Source organism: Priestia sp. YIM B13490, from assembly GCF_042787735.1.
Lineage (GTDB): Bacteria > Bacillota > Bacilli > Bacillales > Bacillaceae_H > Priestia > Priestia megaterium.
Map to the genome: position 1 here is coordinate 411669 of NZ_JBHZOT010000002.1, position 18172 is coordinate 429840.

The window sequence follows — 18172 nt, forward strand, 5'->3', positions numbered from 1 at the left end:
TAAGCGTAATTTCATTCATCTTATCAAGTAATAAGTCTGGATGCATATAGGAAAAAAGCGGCAAATTAAAATAGCAATGAAATTTTTATCTTCCTTTCATATGCCTTAAGACCTAACAAAAGCAATATTCATATTAGCACATTACAGTAAGTATTTCTATGTCTTTTTTTGTCGAAATTTCTACCTCAGTTAATGTAATGCTTTCTTTCCTTATATAAATCGCTAAGGGAAAATTAGGAACAGAACACCTCCCAAGCCAAAAAAGAAGCTTTTCAGAACCTAAAAGGGGCCTGAAAAACAGCAAACAAAAATAAGGCGCCGAAACCGCTTTGGTTTCGACGCCTTATAAGAAAGCCTGCCTGTTATTTAAGAAAATAGGTTAATTACTTCCATAATAGTAGTAATAATTTCCTTCTTCCATTTTACGATTATTAAGAACCGCTCCAAGCAATTTTGACTTTGCCTGCGTTAGCAACTCTTTTGCTTTTAACGCTGCATCTTTTTCCGTTTTCGAACTGCTTACAATTAAAAGAGAAGCGTCTACTTGATTAGCTAAAATTTGAGCATCCGCTACGGCTAAAATCGGCGGTGTATCAAAAATAACCATGTCAAACCGCTCCTTCATCTCAGCAAGCACCTCTCCCATTTGCTTAGAAGCAAGAAGTTCAGAAGGGTTTGGAGGGATTGGACCGCTCGTTAAGACGTAAAGATTCGGCACTTCCGTACTTTGAACCGCTTGTCCAAGCTGTGATTGTTTCGTTAACACATTGGTAAGACCCGTATGATTTTCCAAACGGAACGTATAATGTGCCGTCGGCTTTCGTAAATCTCCGTCAATAAGCAGCACGTTCAAGCCTTGCTGGGCATAAACAGCAGCTAAGTTAGCAGCTGTTGTAGACTTTCCTTCAGAAGGTCCGCTCGAAGTCAGTAAAAGAGATTTAATCTCTTCGTCCGTTCCTGAAAACTGAATGTTCGTACGAATCGTGCGGTACTGCTCAGCCACCGGATCTTTCGGACTGTTATGAGCGAGCAGACGTCTCTTTAACGTCAGCATTTTATCATTTTTTTGTTCTTTCTTTTTACGAGCCAAACGTCTCACCTCTTTGCGGTACGCGAGCAGTTAAATCCGGACGCTGTACGTTGGTTGCTTTTGGTACATCTTTAATCGTTGTCACAACTCCCATAACGGGCAGTTCTAAAAGATTTTCAATATCTTGTTCTGTTTTTACCGTATTGTCTAAGTATTCCAGCAAGAACGATAGACCGATACCCGCCATTAACCCAAAAACGATGGCAATTGCAACGTTCATAAGAGGCTGAGGCTTAACAGGACTGACACTTTCAACAAGCGTTGCTTTTGACAGCACGCTTACATTGTCTACATTCATAATTTTAGGTACTTCTTTTTGGAAAACAGAAGCCGTTGTATTTGCAATATCAGTCGCACGCTTCGCACTTGTATCTTGTACGGCAATCTGAGCTACCTGAGAGTACTCGGCACTTGTTACTTGAATTTGACCTTTTAAGCTTTGAGCCGATTCATCAAGCTTCAGTTCTTTAATGACTTTGTCCAAAATAGCCGGACTTGTAATAATGTCATTGTACGTGTTAATAAGCTGTATATTTGTTTGAACAGCTTGTGTATTATATAACTGTTCATCGCTTTTCGCTTGATTGACTAAGATCTGCGTTTTCGATTGATACACAGGCGTCAGCACAAAAAAGCTAATTACTGCACTTACGGTTGCTGCGATAATGGTAATCAGTACAATAAGCCAAAGACGCTTACGAAGCACTGCAAACAACTCTCGCAAACTAATTGTCTCTTCCATAGTTGACCTCCGAATTTAGTAACTTCTAAAAAATCTGTATACTCTTGATTATAATTGACAAAAGTTGTTTTAACTACGAATTCTTGTAAACTATAACTAAAGATTTACATTTTCCCTCTTTCTTCGCCATTTTTATATCGACAACAATATAAAATTATTTACTTTTATGTTGTTGTTTTATTTAATTAATTTTAGACACCTTTCAATTTTAGCGCTTATTCCCTTTTGGTATCCAGTTTCATTCATCTCAAAATATTATTTTCAGGATAATATTTATTTCTTAATATAATACCCTACATACCAATCGGAAAATTTTTGCAATCCTTCTTCTATGGAAGTCTCCGGCTTAAATTCTACAGCATTTTGTAACAACTCCGTCGATGCATATGTAGCCGGAACATCCCCCGGTTTAATAGGCTCAAATATTTTCTCAAATACTACCTCTCTGCCTAGAGCTTTACTTAAACATTTTTCCAAAGTTTCAATAAAAACCATTAATTTCTCTGGATTATTATTTCCGATATTAAACACTTTATGAGGGACGTTATTTTCTCCAACTGAAGGATTAAGAAGTAAACGCTCAATTCCTTCTACAATGTCATCAATATAGGTGAAATCTCTATATAAGTCTCTCTCAAAGTCACCGTTATTGAATATCTTAATTGGCTCATCAGCAAAATACTTATTCGCAAAGCCAAAGTAAGCCATATCTGGTCGTCCCATTGGTCCGTATACTGTAAAGAATCGAAGTCCTGTAGCTGGAACGTTATATAGGTGGCTATAAGTATGAGCCATTAATTCATTAGATTTCTTAGTTGCTGCATAAAGTGATACCGGATGATCAACAAAATCACTTTCTTCAAATGGAACTTTCTTATTAGCACCATACACAGAGCTTGAAGAAGCATAGATTAGATGATCTACGGGATAGTGTCTGCATGCCTCAAGGATATTGTAGAAACCAATAACATTACTTTGCATATACACGTCAGGATTCTCAATTGAGTATCGTACCCCTGCTTGAGCAGCTAAGTTGACGACAATGCTTGGCTTATGCTCTTTAAATACATTCGTAAGAGCTTCTTTATCTGAAATGTCTATTTTCAAGAACATAAACTTCTCATGCGGTTCCAATTGCTCCAGACGAGTATGTTTAAGCTGTACATCATAGTAGTCATTAACATTATCAATTCCAATAACTGTGCATCCTTGTTCTAATAACTTTTTAGATAAAAAGTAGCCAATAAACCCTGCTGCTCCTGTAATAAGGTATGTCTTATTAAAATCTAGCTGGTTGTAGCTCACGTTCGTTCGACTCCTTCATATTTTGTCTTTCTACTGTTTTTCTTCCAATAGAATGATACTCTACTTGTACTTGTTCCATTTCATCCACGCTATAGATATTTCGTCCATCGTAAACTAATGGTGTTCTCATTAGCTTCTTATACATACTTGGCGCAACTTCTTTTACTGCATCCCACTCTGTAAAGATAAAGCAAACATTGGCTTCTTTAACTGCCTCTTCAACATTAGACACGTAAGTAATACTCCCTCTTCCATGGCGACCTTCAGGATGTACTTTAGCAAAGTTTTCTGCTCCAACAGGATCAAATGCATAAATGTCGGCGCCTTGTTCTAATAATAAAGGTATATTTTCAAGAGAAGCAGCTTCGCGTAAATCGTCTGTTCCTGGCTTGAATGTTAAACCTAGTACAGCAACTTTTAGACCGTTAAATGTAATAAGTCGGCGACTTGCTTTTTTATAAAGCATGGTCTTTTGCTCTTTATTTACATTAATAGCAGCTTGTACGGTTTTTAGCTCGTAACCATTTTGCTTTGCAAGATAATCTAATGCTTTTGTATCTTTTGGGAAACATGATCCGCCAAATCCAATACCGGCATTTAGGAACTTGCTACCGATGCGTTCGTCAAAACTCATTCCTTTAGCAACGTCCTGGATATCAGCTCCTACTAATTCACAAAGGTTCGCAATATCATTCATATACGAAATTTTTAATGCCAAGAAGTCATTTGAAGCATACTTAATCATCTCAGCCGATCTTCTATTTACTGAGACAATTGGAAGGTTAAATGGTTTATAAATATCTTGTAAAAGCTCCTCTGCCCATTTACTTTCTGTTCCAATAATAACTCTTTCTGCATGTAAAGTATCATGGACCGCAGACCCTTGTGCTAAGAACTCTGGGTTTGATGCAACTTCCACTCTTACATCATTGATTAAGAAATCTTGAATAAATTGCTCTACTTTATCATTTGTGCCTACTGGAACTGTCGATTTAACAACAACAAGACAATCTTGCTCCACCGATTCAGCAATTTGTCTTGCTACTGTTGCAATATAAGAGAGATTAGCTGATCCATCTGGTTGCTCTGGTGTGCCTACACCAATAAAGATAGCATCTGCATCTTTATAAGCAGATTGATAATCTGTTGTGTAGTTAAGATTTCCTGATTCATAATTCTTTATCATTAAATCTTGTAAGTTTGCTTCATAGATTGGTGAAATACCAGACTTCATTAAATTTACTTTATTTTGATCAATATCTACACAAGTTACTTGATGGCCCATTTCAGCAAAACATACGCCTGCTACTAGACCAACGTATCCTGTTCCTGCTACTGCTATGTTGTACATAAGGTTCACCTTCCACTCTAACTATTTTACTCTCCCTTAATATTTCTGGATATATTTAATTTGATGTATTATTTCTCTATTTTTAACCTGTCCATAATTGGTTTCAATAGGATATCTAACAAAAGCTTATAAGGATTTCTCCAAGCTTTTATTAATATAATGTTGAATAGTTTCTTCGTATCTTGCTTTTCACCTTATTAAGTTGATATACCAAACTCAGAGTTAAAATAAATTCTGAAAACATAGTTGCATAAGCAACTCCATATGCCCCAAAATTATACCCTAATAAGATGTTTAAAATAACTATCGCTATTACACTTATTCTAAAAGCGATACCATACTCTTTTTGATAACCACTCGAAACCAAGCTCTGAATCCCTAAAAAATTATTAAGTATACTTAGAAAAAACCAAAGAACTAAGGGAAGCATAAGAGAGTGATACGCAGAATATTGTTTTCCATATATTAAATTGACTATTGAACTCGAGAACATAATCATTATAAAACTAACTATACCGATTATAGGAAGAATAATACTTAAAATTCTTGTAACACTTTTGATTCCATCATCAAAAGAATTTGAAAATTTTTGACTTATCCTTGGAAAAATAGCTTGACCTATAGGAGAAAACATCATAATCATTATATAAGGAACCTTTTGAATTGCTGAATAGACTCCTATCGTACTGTCACTATTAGAGAAGCCTAATACCGTAACTCCAATACCACTAAACACAACTGACATTGCTGAAGTCGTAAATATATGCCATCCATCTTTAAGTTCGTTAATAATATCTTTAAAAGAAAAACTTGTAAACTGTATTTTTAATTTATACCTTGTTATGGTTGCACTAAGAATTCCGTTAAATAGAAAAGTCACTGCATAAAGGACACTATACAAGTACACTTGTGTAGAATCTCTTATTAATAAGAAAATGAGCAAAACAGATAAAGTTCTTGACAGTACATTTATTATAGTAATATATTTCATGACTTGCAGCCCTTGAAATAACCATACTTGTTGAATTGCTGTACCAATTACGATAGTGAATAAAATTAAAATCAAATAAAGTTGTTTCTCATTTAATCCAAGTAGAAAAGCAGTAACAATCATTATTATAAATGATATTACACAAAGAATGAGTTTTGTCATTGTGATTCTTGTGAAAATTCTACTTTTTTCTTCTTGATTAGAAGCGAGTGCTAATTTCCTTGAACCAGACAAGTTAAATCCATATTCCACAATTACTTGAAAATATGTAACAAAAGTTAACGAGAATGAGAAAACCCCATACTGAGAACTCCCCAAAATTCTAGTTATATATGGAAGTGTTAATAATGGAAGTACAGTATTGAAGATTTGTAATATATACAACCACATACCGTTTATAAAGATTTTATTTTTTAGCAAAGAATTAATATTATAAACCATTTTAAACCCTCTATCTCTAAAGCTTTTGTTAATGGTAGTTTTTACTAGAATTTAATTTACTATGATTGCCTGTAGTAATATAGAAGTTTCTTGGTTGAGAAACTTGCTGGCTAGGAATAATCCTGTTTAATAAAATATACACCAACCCTCTATATTCCAGTATTAACCAACTCAGTAACTCCCATGCTTTCTATTCAAATCATAATTTATTTGTAGAATTCCTTTGTAATAAACTGCTTGAACCTAGATAAACTATACTTTAACTTTTTGTTCAATTTTAAATCTATGTTTGCTTTTTACACTCCTTTTAGCCCATGATGCAAAGGCGCTTAGAGGCGCAATAGCCATATATACTATTAATGCATCCATACTCTGAGTTAGTAACCCTATAATTAATAGCAAATACAGACCTTTTCTAGGTATACTTTTAGAATTGTCAGCCCAGAGACATGAAAATATTAAAATAAAAATTGTAGTTATAATACCTAAGAAAACTCCAAAGTTAGCGACACTCATCTCATATAAGGACGGTGTCATACCTGCTGGTATATCTAGAGGAGAAGATGTTCCATATAGTGCTGATGTCAAATACCTATAATGTGGGTATGGTTTTGAAGGCCATACAGTTCTAGGTACTAATGTAAATATAGTGGAAAGAAAAGTTTCTCCTCTATAGTCTAATATTGGATCATTTGATATGAGCTCTCTATACAAAACAAATTTTGTAACATCATCCCTTCCGTAATCAATTCTATATGACATGTACATTGAATCAGAGGAACTTTCTGCTATCGGTTTAACATATAAAGAATATATAGAATTGAATACAATCAAAACTAAAAATATAGCCACCAAGGCTTTCTTAATAGGGGGTTTTTTATGCTCAACATTAACACTATTTAACAAGAAGAATAGAAATGTAATTATTAGAGTAACAACAATGTATCTTTTTCCATCTATCCATATCAAAGAAAATGCATAAGTAAATAAAATTACATAATCAGATTTTTGTAGTTTTCTACAAAAAAACATACAGCAAAACGAGAAGAGACTTATAAATACTAACGCAGTATTTTGTTGATAGAATGTACTTGTTAAACCGCGTATTCCAGCTGTTCCGTAACTAAAGTAGTGGGTTATATTACCAGTTACTAAAATATGCAAATACGGTAAATAAACTAGTATTGGAAGTACCCTTTTTTTAAATATAATAGAATTGTTCTGCCTATAAACATTTATCTTCTTAGGGTTGTACAATTTTATATATATATATAAACAAATTACCGAAGCTAATATATAAAGAGCGTAAACTATTCTAATAAAGTTATTATTTAATGCTATTTGAAAGTTTATAAACCATGCAGTATACTTAGGAACTCCTATAGTGTTATCTAATAAGATAGGTAAACAATTAAAGATATATATAACAACTATTATATAATCTGCTATTGTTTTAGATTTATAATTTAATAACCTACCTAAAGATTTGAAGAAAAGTATTGAAGATATAACAATAAGGATCCAATCAATAATTGTCGCCATTTCGCACAACCTTTTTCTTAACTATTAATATCTAATAAGATTTTTTTCATGTTAGACACATTGTCTGTATTCTTGAAGAACTTTCTTGCATTCTCTTGATACACTACATAATTGTCTTCAATCCTATTTATACCATCAATTATTGAATTCTTATCTGAGAAATCTACACATTCTCCTGCTAAAAAAGTTCCAATTGTGCTGGTCAGCCCTGGAACATCACTCCCCAATACAGGAATCCCAAAACCTGTATATTCATAGATCTTATTGGGAGCACAAAACAAATTATTCATTGAAGAATCATCATAATTTGCTATACCTATGTGCGCATAACTAGTAATCTGTAGATGTAATGGTGCTGGGAAATATCCTAGATAGATAGAGTTTGCGTATATCTTTTTAACTTTATCTGCCCCATTGTAGAAAGATTTACCTATGAGCACTAACACATAATCAGACTTCATGTCATTTAATGCCTGAGCTAAAACTGCCAAATCTCTATCAGCAGAGATTATTCCCTGATATACAATAACCTTTTTCCCTTGAATTTTTGATATTGCAGCCTCTAAGTCCGGGGTTGTAGGTTCTTGTTTTAACATTTTAGGATGATGATACGGCTTATTAGGTAGTACGTATGGCTTTTGCTCTAGACTCCACCACGTTTTCATTATCCTAGCTCTATTATCTTCACACGCAATGATCGCAGAAGCATTGTGAATGATTCTTTTCAGTATAAAACGATAGAAAGGATACTTATCATATAACTCTAGTACACTTAATACGTATGGCATTTTTTTATATTTATTCACAAGCGCTATAGCACTATCTACGGTACCTAACCAAAGAACTGTATTTTTGTCTTTATATTGGTTTATAACTCTCCAAGCTTTTCTTCTAAACCTTAAATAGGCATTTATCTTTCCTAATTGAGGTATTGATATTCGTTTATTTCCCAGTATGATGCATTTTATTTTTCTTTTTTCAAATTCATTGAGCAAATGTTGGTCACATTCTCCACAGATTACAGTTATGTCTACGCCAAAGTCGTTCATGAGCAGTATTTGGGACACACAAGGTGGATACATATGCAAAGCTTCTTTCACTACATATATTACTCTCTTACGATTCATTTTTTCCTCCATCATTAATACCTAGACTGAATGCCTTATAGAAGTTATTACGTTCTACATCTAACTTACTATAATCATATTCTTTCGCTTTTTCAAAACTTCTTATCGCTTCTTCATGCATCGCTTTAAGGTTCATCGCCTCTAAATTTCTACATATTTCTTCAACAGATCCATTAGAGAAAATAAATTCTTTATTCAATAACTCTGGTATTCCCCCAGTAGTAGAACCAATAGATGGGCACCCTCTACTCATCGCTTCTACTAAAGCTCTTGGTAATCCCTCTTGTCTGCTAGGCTGAATATATATATCTATATTATCAAGATATTCAAAAACTTTATCATGAGATAAAGAGCCTAAAAATTTAACTTTATCAGATACTCCTGCTTTATCAGCAACTGATTTCAGAAAACTGTTATCTCCTCTTCCAACAATATGGTATTCAAAATTGTACCCTTTTTTATTAAGAAGTGAAATAGCTTCTATTACATATTGTTGCCCTTTATACCTTACGTTAACAGCTGCTGTCGTCCCTAATATAATAGAATCATTTTTAGGTATTCTATTAATTTTTTCTAAACGTCTCTCTAAAATACTTGCGTCCAATTGAGGTAAGGCTACATCCGAACAGCCTATAGTCATCTTACTATTAGGGTATCTTTTTTGTAAAAACTCTCTTGTCACATACATCACACTAGAGGCAGCTTTCACTCGCTGTTTAGTAGTCAAATACACATAAGGAGCAACAACCTTTCCTTTTAAGCTGTGATTCCAATAAGCATCCCATGGACACGCCACCATTTCTATCATATAAGGTTTTCCACTTTTTTCAGCGAGAGAAGTAGCTAGTGAACCAATAGAACTTGGTAATCTAGCAATCAGTGAATCACATTCTTTAATCTCTTGGCTAATAATTTTTTTGGCTTTAATAATTCTAAACTGACTTTTTATAGATTTAAAGTTAGGGATTTCTACAAATCTTACTCTTTCAGTCGACGCTAAAGTTAGTTTATCATCAAAATCATATATCCTTTTATGCCTACTAACGACAATAACTTCGTCAAAAATTTTTGTATACCTTTCTAGTACAGCTTTAGAAAGCCCTCCTGTACTATAAAAATTATCTTTATACTTATAAAACGTGTGGTCATGAGCAAATAATAGCTTCATACTCTTTTCCTTTCCTTAATTTTTTTTGCAGGTATCCCCCCTACAATTGTGTTGCTTTCCACTTTATTTTTAACTACTGCACCTGCAGCAACAATACTTCCAGAACAAACTTTGCTACCACCTAATATTCTACTTCCTGCTCCTATCCATACATTATTCTCAATAATAGTTTCCCTAAACTCACAACCCTGATCTTTTATATTTCTTTCTAAATCCAAATATATATGTTCTTCAGAAAGAATCGTACTACTATGAGCTATAGAGACATCGTCCCCTATACTAACTCCTCCTGCTGCGTCAATATAGCACATAGGATGAATACTCACATTATCCCCTATCTCTAAGTTGTGAAGACGATAAAAATAAACATTTGAAAATATCGCAACATTATCACCGCAACTTTTAGCACAGTTTTTTAAGCAGATGTATCTAACCAACATAGCTATATAGTTATCGTGGTTCCTTACTAATTTCAATAATCTTAAGTAAAAACTTGAAGGTAATATTTTTGATAACTTAACTAGAAGATTTATTAATGAGGAAAACTTTTTTACTATCTCTCTCTTCCTTGCCATAAGAAACTCCTTTAATTTCAACTTATAGACGTGTTAATTTTTTCAATTTCATTAATATATGCTGCCACTACAATATTTCGATCAAATTCTTTTTCAACTTTCTTTCTACCACATATCCCCATAGCCTTTTGTGATTCGTAACTTAGACTAATAAATTTTTCAAGTTTATGGATAAGATCTTTACTATCTTGTTGTACCACAATAAACCCGTTCTCGTTGTCATCTACTATTTCGCGACAACCACTCCTATTCGTAGTAATAACAGGTCTTCCAGAGGCTGCGCTTTCTAATAACACATTTGACATTCCCTCTGGATAATAAGTAGGATGAATAGTGCAGTGGGAAGTTCTAAGATATCTTTGTACATCTTTTTGCATTCCATGGTACCTAATAATACCTTTATTATTCAATTCTTTGAGTTTTTCTTCATACTCTTCTTCACAAGAGCCCAATATGTTAAACACTGTGTTTGAGTACTTCTTTTTTATATATTCAGCCGCCTCTAAATATTGATCAATACCTTTCTCTTTCATTACACGAGCAATAAATAAAAAATGAATCTCTTTAGATTTTGGATAATCCAGTAGAGAATATTCTTCTAAATTAACTCCTGAACCAGGTATTAACCTCTTATTATCAATAGAAATGTTGCCACTTAAAAATTTTTCATTCTCCTTATTTTGAAAGAATACACAATGAGCTTTTTTTAAAGACAGTTTGTAGAGAGCTAAAGTTACCTTCTGCAGAATTCCTCCATTTTCCACTGCACTTCCCAATCCTGTAATATTAGAGATATAAGGGACTTTACTTATTCTAGACACTATCCCTCCATATACATTTGGCTTAATTGTATATGTCAAGACTATATCGGGATTAGTACTTTTAATAATCTTTTTATACCTCCATAGTACTTTCAAATCAGTTATTGGGTTGGTTCCTCTTCTACTAATTGGAGTTTCAATAAACTCACACCCTAATTTCTCTAATTCAGGAACGAGATCTCCATTAGGAAGAGAAATATAAACTTTATATTTTTTTATTAATTCACTAATTAATTCCTTTCTGAATTTATATAAACCAACGTCGTTATTTGCTAATATAAGTATTTTTTTCATCAAACTACACTCCCAGCCCAGACCTAGCATATAATCATGTAAGCCTTATGTATTGGCGCTTATCTCACTTTTTAAAATACAATTCTACAAATCTATAGAAATTGAATACTAGACCTCGTTTATTCTAGTTAATACAAATTTATCAGAATAAAGAGGTACAGTATATTACCTATTTTGATAGTGAAAATTAGTATTTTTTCATTTATTACAACAGCTTATTTCATAGAGGATTTATTACCTTGAAAAACTTCTACTGTTGCTGCTGTTTCAGAACTAATTCCTTCCCTAATGAAGACTTTCTTAATTGTAAGAAATATTATCTTAAAATCTTTTATAAAGCTAACTTGATCTACATATTGTATATCTAAATCAAACTTATTTTCCCAACTAATCGCATTCCTACCGTTCACCTGAGCTAATCCAGATAACCCCGGTCTTACCTCATGACGACGTTTTTGATATTCGTTGTATAAAGGTAAATACTGAACGAGTAATGGACGAGGGCCAACTAATGACATATCACCTTTTAAAATATTAAACAACTCAGGTAATTCATCAAGAGACGTTGATCTTAAAAACTTTCCGAACTTAGTAAGCCGTACATCATCCGGCAAAAGTTCTCCATCCTCATCTCGCTCATCTGTCATTGTTCGGAATTTATACATTAGAAATATCTTCTCATTCATACCAGGTCTCTTCTGCTTAAACAACACAGGACTTCCTAATTTTACTCGAACAAGGAAAGCTACTGTTAAAAATAAAAGGCTTAAACAGATAATTGCAACTAGTGATAAGATGATATCTAAAAGTCTCTTTATGTACCCTCTATAAATACCATTGTTAGAAGTTTGCATTATTCACACCACAACTTTTTAATAATACTTACTACTCTCTCTAAGTCACCAGAGGTCATTTTCGTATCACTCGGCAGACATACACCATTTTCAAATAGCTTTTCTGCTGTTCCGTTACCAATATAATCATACTTTTCAAAGAATGGCTGCATATGCATTGGTTTCCAAACAGGTCTTGATTCAATATTCTCTTTTTCTAATGCTTCCATAACATCAAGAGGTCTTATTTGACCATTCAAAGTCATGCTACTTAACCAATAGTTCGGTTTATCCCATTCATTGCTGGGCATAAACACTATTCCTTCAAGACCTTCTAATTGCTCTTTATAAAAAGAGAAAATTTCTCTTTTTTTCTCTACTCGTTGATCTAAAACCTTTAACTGACCTCGACCAATACCTGCAACAACATTACTCATACGGTAGTTGAAACCTAATTCACTGTGCTGGTAATGCCTTGCCTGATCACGGCTCTGTGTAGCCCAGAAACGAACTTTTGAGATTTTTTCTTCATTGTTTGAGACAAGCATTCCCCCGCCAGAAGTTGTAATAATCTTATTACCATTAAAAGAGAAAACACCATAGTCCCCGAAAGTACCTGTATGCTTTCCTTTATAATAAGTTCCTAGACTTTCAGCTGCATCCTCAATTAAAGGGACATTATGTTTTGTACAAAGCTCTGTAATTCTATCCATATCAGCGGATAATCCATAAAGATGCACAACAATAACAGCTTTTACGTTAGGATATTTTGCAAAAGCTTCCTCTAGTGCTTCAGGACACATATTCCATGTTTCTTCATTACTATCAATAAACACTGGAGTAGCATTTTGATAGATTATTGGATTTGCCGTAGCTGAGAAAGTCAGAGTTGGACAAAAAACAATATCGCCAGCTTCTACCCCAGCTGCTTTTAAAGCTAGATGAATAGCTGCTGTTCCTGAAGATAAAGCTGCTGCTGATTTAGAACCTACTTTAATTGTTAGCTCTTCTTCAAACTTGTTTACATTCTCTCCAAGAGGAGCAATCCAGTTTGTATCAAAAGCTTCTTTTACGTATTCCATTTCATATCCTTCTTCACTCATATGAGGGGAGGAAAGAAAAATTCTATCTCGCATATTATGGACTTCCTTCCATCGTAAGATATCTTCTATTTTGTTTGATTATTGTTAACTATTCTTTTATAACTGCCGGTACACCAGCTACTAAAACATTGCTTGGTACATCTTTAGTTACAACTGCTCCAGCTGCTATTATAGAATTACAGCCAATATTAATATTATTTATAATAGTAGCTCCAATACAAATCCACGTCCGCTCCCCGACTTTCACAGTGCCGCCAAGGTGAGCACCAGGAGATGTATGAACACCATCTTGTAATAGACAGTCATGGTCAATTGTAGAAGCTGTATTAATAATACAGCTTCTACCGATTCTTGCATTTGGATTTATTACTGCTCCTGCCATTATTACAGTTCCTTCTTCTATAGAACTTTTTGTGCTCACTGTACTAGAAGGATGAATAAGGGTTGGTATTTTAAAACTATGATCACTTAATTTTTTTGTCCACTTAACCCTGGCATTATTGCTACCAATGGCTACAAATGCGTATTCATATTTGTTTTTCAAGGCGGATAAATCAGCTAGTTTACCTACAATAGGAATTCCTAATACTTCTGAAATATCTTCTCTATCATCCAGAAAAGCAACTTCTTCCCACTGTTCCATAAGTTGAGCAATTTCAGATACCACTTTCCCATGACCGCCTGCACCTAAAATTAATAATTTAGCCACAATATTTACTCCTTATTTTATTAAAGATGAAACTACTACCTTCTATAATAAAGAAATAGTCTAATTCATACTTTGTGCAAGCAAACTTTCACGATCGTTTGCTAAATTCAGTACATAATCCCTAGTATACTCTGTATCATAAACATTGTAATTATTAACCAAAGTTGAAACTCGAGAAAAATCTACTTCTACAGATTTTCCAATAAAGATCTTAGGGAAGATAGCCTCATCATGTACTTCATCTTTTCCTAGAAGCTCTTCATACATTTTTTCTCCAGGTCGAATGCCTGAATACTTAATTCCGATCTCTTCTTCCGTATAACCTGAAAGTTTAATCAGATTCTTTGCTAAATCTACAATCTTAACAGGTTCACCCATATCCAATACAAAAATTTCTCCGCCACGAGCAAGCGTCCCAGCTTGCATAACAAGTCTAGAGGCCTCAGGGATTGTCATAAAATACCTTGTCATTTCAGGATGCGTAACTGTAACAGGGCCGCCGGATTGAATTTGCTTTTTAAATAGAGGAATTACACTGCCACGGCTGCCTAGAACATTGCCGAAACGAACAGCTACAAACTTTGTCTGACTATGCTTATCTAATTCCTGAATTACCATTTCTGCAATCCTCTTAGTAGAGCCCATAACATTTGTAGGATTAACCGCTTTATCTGACGAAATCAGCACGAAATTACTAACTGAAAATGTATCAGCCGCCTCTGCTACGTTCTTTGTACCAATTACGTTATTTTTTACAGCTTCCTTAGGGTTATATTCCATTAAAGGGACATGCTTATGAGCAGCAGCATGGTAAACCACATCTGGTCTGTACTTGTCCATAACATCAAAGATCCGCTGACGATCTTGAATATCGGCAATAATCGGAATAACTTCAAATTCACCCTTGTATCGATTTCTTAACTCCATATCGATAGAATAAATCGAGTTTTCTCCATGACCAAGAAGCAATATTTTTCCCGGTTTGAACTTGCTTACTTGTCGGCAAATCTCTGATCCGATTGAGCCTCCCGCTCCCGTAACAAGAATTGTTTTTCCAGTTAACTTCTTAGATATCCCCTGAATATCAAGTTCTACGGGGTCTCTTCCTAACAAATCTTCAACCTGTACGTCCCTAAATTGATTAACGGATACTTTTCCTGTAATGATATCTTCTATCATTGGCATAATCTTTATTTGAGCTTTTGTTTTACTACACTCTTGATAAATCTTTTGAATTTCAAGTTTATTAAGTGATGGAATTGCAATAATAATATGTCCTATCTCATTTTTCTCTACAATTTCAGGAATATTTTCCGTTTTACCAAGCACTGTAACCCCATAAATCTCAAGCTTCTGTTTTGTAACATCATCATCTACAAAAGCAATTGGTTTTAGTTCACTTTCATTGTGCTTTAATAATTGACGGACAAGCATCGTGCCAGCTGATCCTGCCCCCACAATGAGCGCATTCTCTTTTTCTATGACTGACTTAATAAGACGCCCTCTTACCATTCTCCAGGAAAAACGAGAACCTCCAATAAGGCACATGTGTAAAAGCCATGTGATAAATAAAACCCGAATGTATACGTTACCGTTTACTAACAACTGAACAATAGCTGCTGTTCCAACTGAGAATGTTACAGCTTTTACAATGGCAACAAGTTCTCCCACACTAGCATATTCCCAAGCCTTATGATATAAGTGATAAATAAATGCAAATACATGATGGCTTAGTAGTAAAGTCAGAGAACTGATTGTTAACATTTGAAGTGTGTAAATGTTAAAGTAAGGGTTTAAAATATAATATCCAATGAATATTGAAAATAGGACGATGAACGAATCCATCCCTATTAGCAATGATACTCGTTTTGAGTAGCTCAATTTAACACCTTCTTCTTGTGAAATTTTGTCGCAAAGAATATCTAGTTAAGGAACATAACAATTACGTCCTTGAATTAAATATTTAAAACTAAAATTTTGGTAAAATATTAATAATCTTTAAAGATTATTTTTATCTGACGGGGGTTGTATGTTTCATTTCTTTAACCACCAAATCATTCATAATTTTCAGTAAGTCCTCTTTTAAATCGGGGTGCTGCAACGCAAATTCAATTGTAGTTTCAATAAAGCCTAGTTTCTCTCCAACGTCATAACGCTTACCTTCAAAATCATAGGCAAAGACACGTTGAATTTCATTTAGCTTTTGAATAGCATCAGTTAATTGAATTTCGCCTCCAGCTCCTACTTCTTGTTCTTCTAGAAACTTAAAAATTTCAGGCGTAAATACGTAGCGTCCCATAATTGCTAGATTTGAAGGAGCTGTACCTGTTGCTGGCTTTTCAACAAACTTGTTCACTTGATGGCGGCGGCCTTCGTTTGAAATTGGATCAATAATGCCATATCGATGCGTTTGGTTATCAGGTACCGTTTGAACACCGATTACTGAAGATAATGTCTGCTCGTATTCATTCATCAGCTGACGCAGACATGGTGTTTCTGCTTGCACGATGTCGTCCCCAAGTAAAACTGCAAATGGCTCCTCACCAATGAAGTTGCGTGCACACCAAACCGCATGTCCCAATCCTTTTGGTTCTTTTTGACGGATATAATGAATATCTATATTCGACGATTGACGTACTTTTTCTAAAATATCAAACTTTTCTTTTGAAACTAAGTTATTCTCAAGTTCTGGAGCATAATCAAAGTGGTCTTCAATTGAACGTTTTCCTTTGCCTGTTACGATAATAATATCTTCAATTCCTGACTCAACCGCCTCTTCAACGATATATTGAATAGTCGGTTTATCTACGATTGGTAGCATTTCCTTCGGCATTGCTTTTGTAGCTGGCAGAAAGCGTGTTCCTAGACCAGCAGCTGGAATAATTGCTTTTCTTATTTTTGACAATTTAGTCCCTCATTTCTACCTGGCTAAAATACTCTTTTATAGCATCTGCAATACGCTCGGAAGCTTTCCCATCACCATAAGGATTGGAAGCCTTAGACATAAGATTGTATTCTTCTTCATTTGTTAATAACTCATCCACGAGACTATAGATGGTTTCTTCTTCAATACCAGCAAGTTTTAGTGTTCCAGCTTCAATCCCTTCTGGACGTTCTGTAGTATCACGAAGGACTAAGACTGGAACGCCTAAAGACGGTGCTTCTTCTTGAACTCCCCCTGAATCAGTTAAAATTATATGTGCTCTGGAAGCGAAATTATGGAAATCAACTACTTCAAGTGGTTCAATTAGATGAATACGAGGATCTTCACCTAAAACTTCGTTAGCAATCTCTCTCACCACTGGATTCAAGTGTACAGGGTAAACAACTTGTACATCATTATTCTCTTGAACAATTCGTTTAATTGCTCGGAACATGTTGCGCATTGGTTCACCCAAATTTTCACGACGATGAGCCGTTAATAATAGTAAACGATCATTCCCAAGATGTTCTAACATGGGATGTGAATAATCTTCTAAGACTGTTGTATTTAAAGCATCTATAGCTGTGTTTCCTGTGACAAATATAGTTTCCTCACTTTTATTTTCTTCTAAGAGATTAGCAGCAGATTTTGATGTTGGAGCAAAGTGCAAATCTGCAAGAGCTCCTGTTAATTGGCGATTCATTTCTTCTGGATAGGGAGAATACTTATTCCAAGTACGCAACCCAGCCTCAACATGTCCTACTTTTATTTGATTATAAAAAGCGGCTAAGCTAGCTATAAATGTGGTTGTTGTATCTCCATGAACAAGTACAATATTTGGTTGAACTTCTTTTAGCACTTTATCTAATCCTTCTAATCCACGCGTGGTAACATCCATTAGAGTTTGGCGGCTTTGCATAATATTTAAATCATAGTCTGGAATAATATTAAACGTATTCAGTACCTGATCTAACATTTCCCGGTGCTGTGCTGTCACCACTACAATAGACTCAAATTCCTCACGTTTATTTAATTCCAATACCAGTGGTGCCATTTTTATGGCTTCTGGCCTTGTTCCAAATATAGTCATTACTTTTATTTTATGATTAATCATTAAGGCACCTTCCTGCAATTCATTTTCTATCTAGTTTCAAGCT

General features: G+C 34.4%; 16 protein-coding genes. All 16 read right to left on the bottom strand.

All coding sequences use genetic code 11. The features are described 5' to 3' along the window. Positions 1-379: 379 nt before the first annotated feature. Positions 380-1090 carry a CpsD/CapB family tyrosine-protein kinase gene (locus ACFX4R_RS07490; protein WP_377569249.1) on the bottom strand — a complete coding sequence of 237 codons (711 nt, stop codon included), beginning with the start codon at positions 1088-1090 and terminating at the stop codon, positions 380-382. Next, complete coding sequence (locus ACFX4R_RS07495) at positions 1080-1832, bottom strand: YveK family protein (RefSeq protein ID WP_377569251.1); 753 nt, start codon at positions 1830-1832, stop codon at positions 1080-1082. Before ACFX4R_RS07495 ends, ACFX4R_RS07490 begins: the two co-directional genes overlap by 11 nt. A gap of 273 nt (positions 1833-2105) precedes the next feature. Then, positions 2106-3137, bottom strand: a complete 1032-nt coding sequence (locus tag ACFX4R_RS07500; protein WP_218812779.1) for an SDR family NAD(P)-dependent oxidoreductase — start codon at positions 3135-3137, stop codon at positions 2106-2108. Beyond that, positions 3112-4488, bottom strand: a complete 1377-nt coding sequence (locus tag ACFX4R_RS07505; protein WP_218812780.1) for a UDP-glucose dehydrogenase family protein — start codon at positions 4486-4488, stop codon at positions 3112-3114. The genes ACFX4R_RS07500 and ACFX4R_RS07505 overlap by 26 nt, the downstream gene beginning before the upstream one ends. A gap of 151 nt (positions 4489-4639) precedes the next feature. Continuing rightward, positions 4640-5920, bottom strand: coding sequence for a flippase (locus tag ACFX4R_RS07510; RefSeq protein WP_218812781.1), 1281 nt, complete (start codon positions 5918-5920; stop codon positions 4640-4642). A gap of 252 nt (positions 5921-6172) precedes the next feature. Further along, on the bottom strand, positions 6173-7462 hold the full coding sequence (locus ACFX4R_RS07515; RefSeq protein WP_218812782.1) for a hypothetical protein: 1290 nt from the start codon (positions 7460-7462) through the stop codon (positions 6173-6175). Positions 7463-7479: 17 nt separating this feature from the next. Beyond that, positions 7480-8589 (bottom strand): glycosyltransferase family protein, encoded by a 1110-nt coding sequence (locus ACFX4R_RS07520; protein ID WP_377569255.1) that lies wholly within the window; start codon positions 8587-8589, stop codon positions 7480-7482. Next, on the bottom strand, positions 8579-9757 hold the full coding sequence (locus ACFX4R_RS07525; protein ID WP_218812784.1) for a glycosyltransferase family 4 protein: 1179 nt from the start codon (positions 9755-9757) through the stop codon (positions 8579-8581). Before ACFX4R_RS07525 ends, ACFX4R_RS07520 begins: the two co-directional genes overlap by 11 nt. Next, entirely contained in the window at positions 9754-10332 is a 579-nt protein-coding gene (locus ACFX4R_RS07530) for an acyltransferase (protein WP_218812785.1), read from the bottom strand. Before ACFX4R_RS07530 ends, ACFX4R_RS07525 begins: the two co-directional genes overlap by 4 nt. A gap of 17 nt (positions 10333-10349) precedes the next feature. After that, positions 10350-11447: a glycosyltransferase family 4 protein gene (locus ACFX4R_RS07535; protein WP_218812786.1), complete on the bottom strand. Its 1098-nt coding sequence runs from the start codon at positions 11445-11447 to the stop codon at positions 10350-10352. A gap of 215 nt (positions 11448-11662) precedes the next feature. Continuing rightward, entirely contained in the window at positions 11663-12301 is a 639-nt protein-coding gene (locus ACFX4R_RS07540) for a sugar transferase (protein ID WP_256995880.1), read from the bottom strand. Continuing rightward, on the bottom strand, positions 12301-13416 hold the full coding sequence (locus tag ACFX4R_RS07545) for a DegT/DnrJ/EryC1/StrS family aminotransferase (protein WP_218812787.1): 1116 nt from the start codon (positions 13414-13416) through the stop codon (positions 12301-12303). Before ACFX4R_RS07545 ends, ACFX4R_RS07540 begins: the two co-directional genes overlap by 1 nt. A 55-nt stretch (positions 13417-13471) precedes the next feature. After that, positions 13472-14092: an acetyltransferase gene (locus tag ACFX4R_RS07550; RefSeq protein ID WP_309141624.1), complete on the bottom strand. Its 621-nt coding sequence runs from the start codon at positions 14090-14092 to the stop codon at positions 13472-13474. Positions 14093-14152: 60 nt separating this feature from the next. Then, positions 14153-15973, bottom strand: a complete 1821-nt coding sequence (locus ACFX4R_RS07555) for a polysaccharide biosynthesis protein (RefSeq protein WP_306441394.1) — start codon at positions 15971-15973, stop codon at positions 14153-14155. 130 nt (positions 15974-16103) lie between these two features. Continuing rightward, on the bottom strand, positions 16104-16997 hold the full coding sequence (gene galU / locus ACFX4R_RS07560) for a UTP--glucose-1-phosphate uridylyltransferase GalU (protein WP_218812788.1): 894 nt from the start codon (positions 16995-16997) through the stop codon (positions 16104-16106). Position 16998: 1 nt separating this feature from the next. Then, positions 16999-18129 carry a non-hydrolyzing UDP-N-acetylglucosamine 2-epimerase gene (wecB, locus tag ACFX4R_RS07565; protein ID WP_218812789.1) on the bottom strand — a complete coding sequence of 377 codons (1131 nt, stop codon included), beginning with the start codon at positions 18127-18129 and terminating at the stop codon, positions 16999-17001. Positions 18130-18172 lie beyond the last annotated feature (43 nt).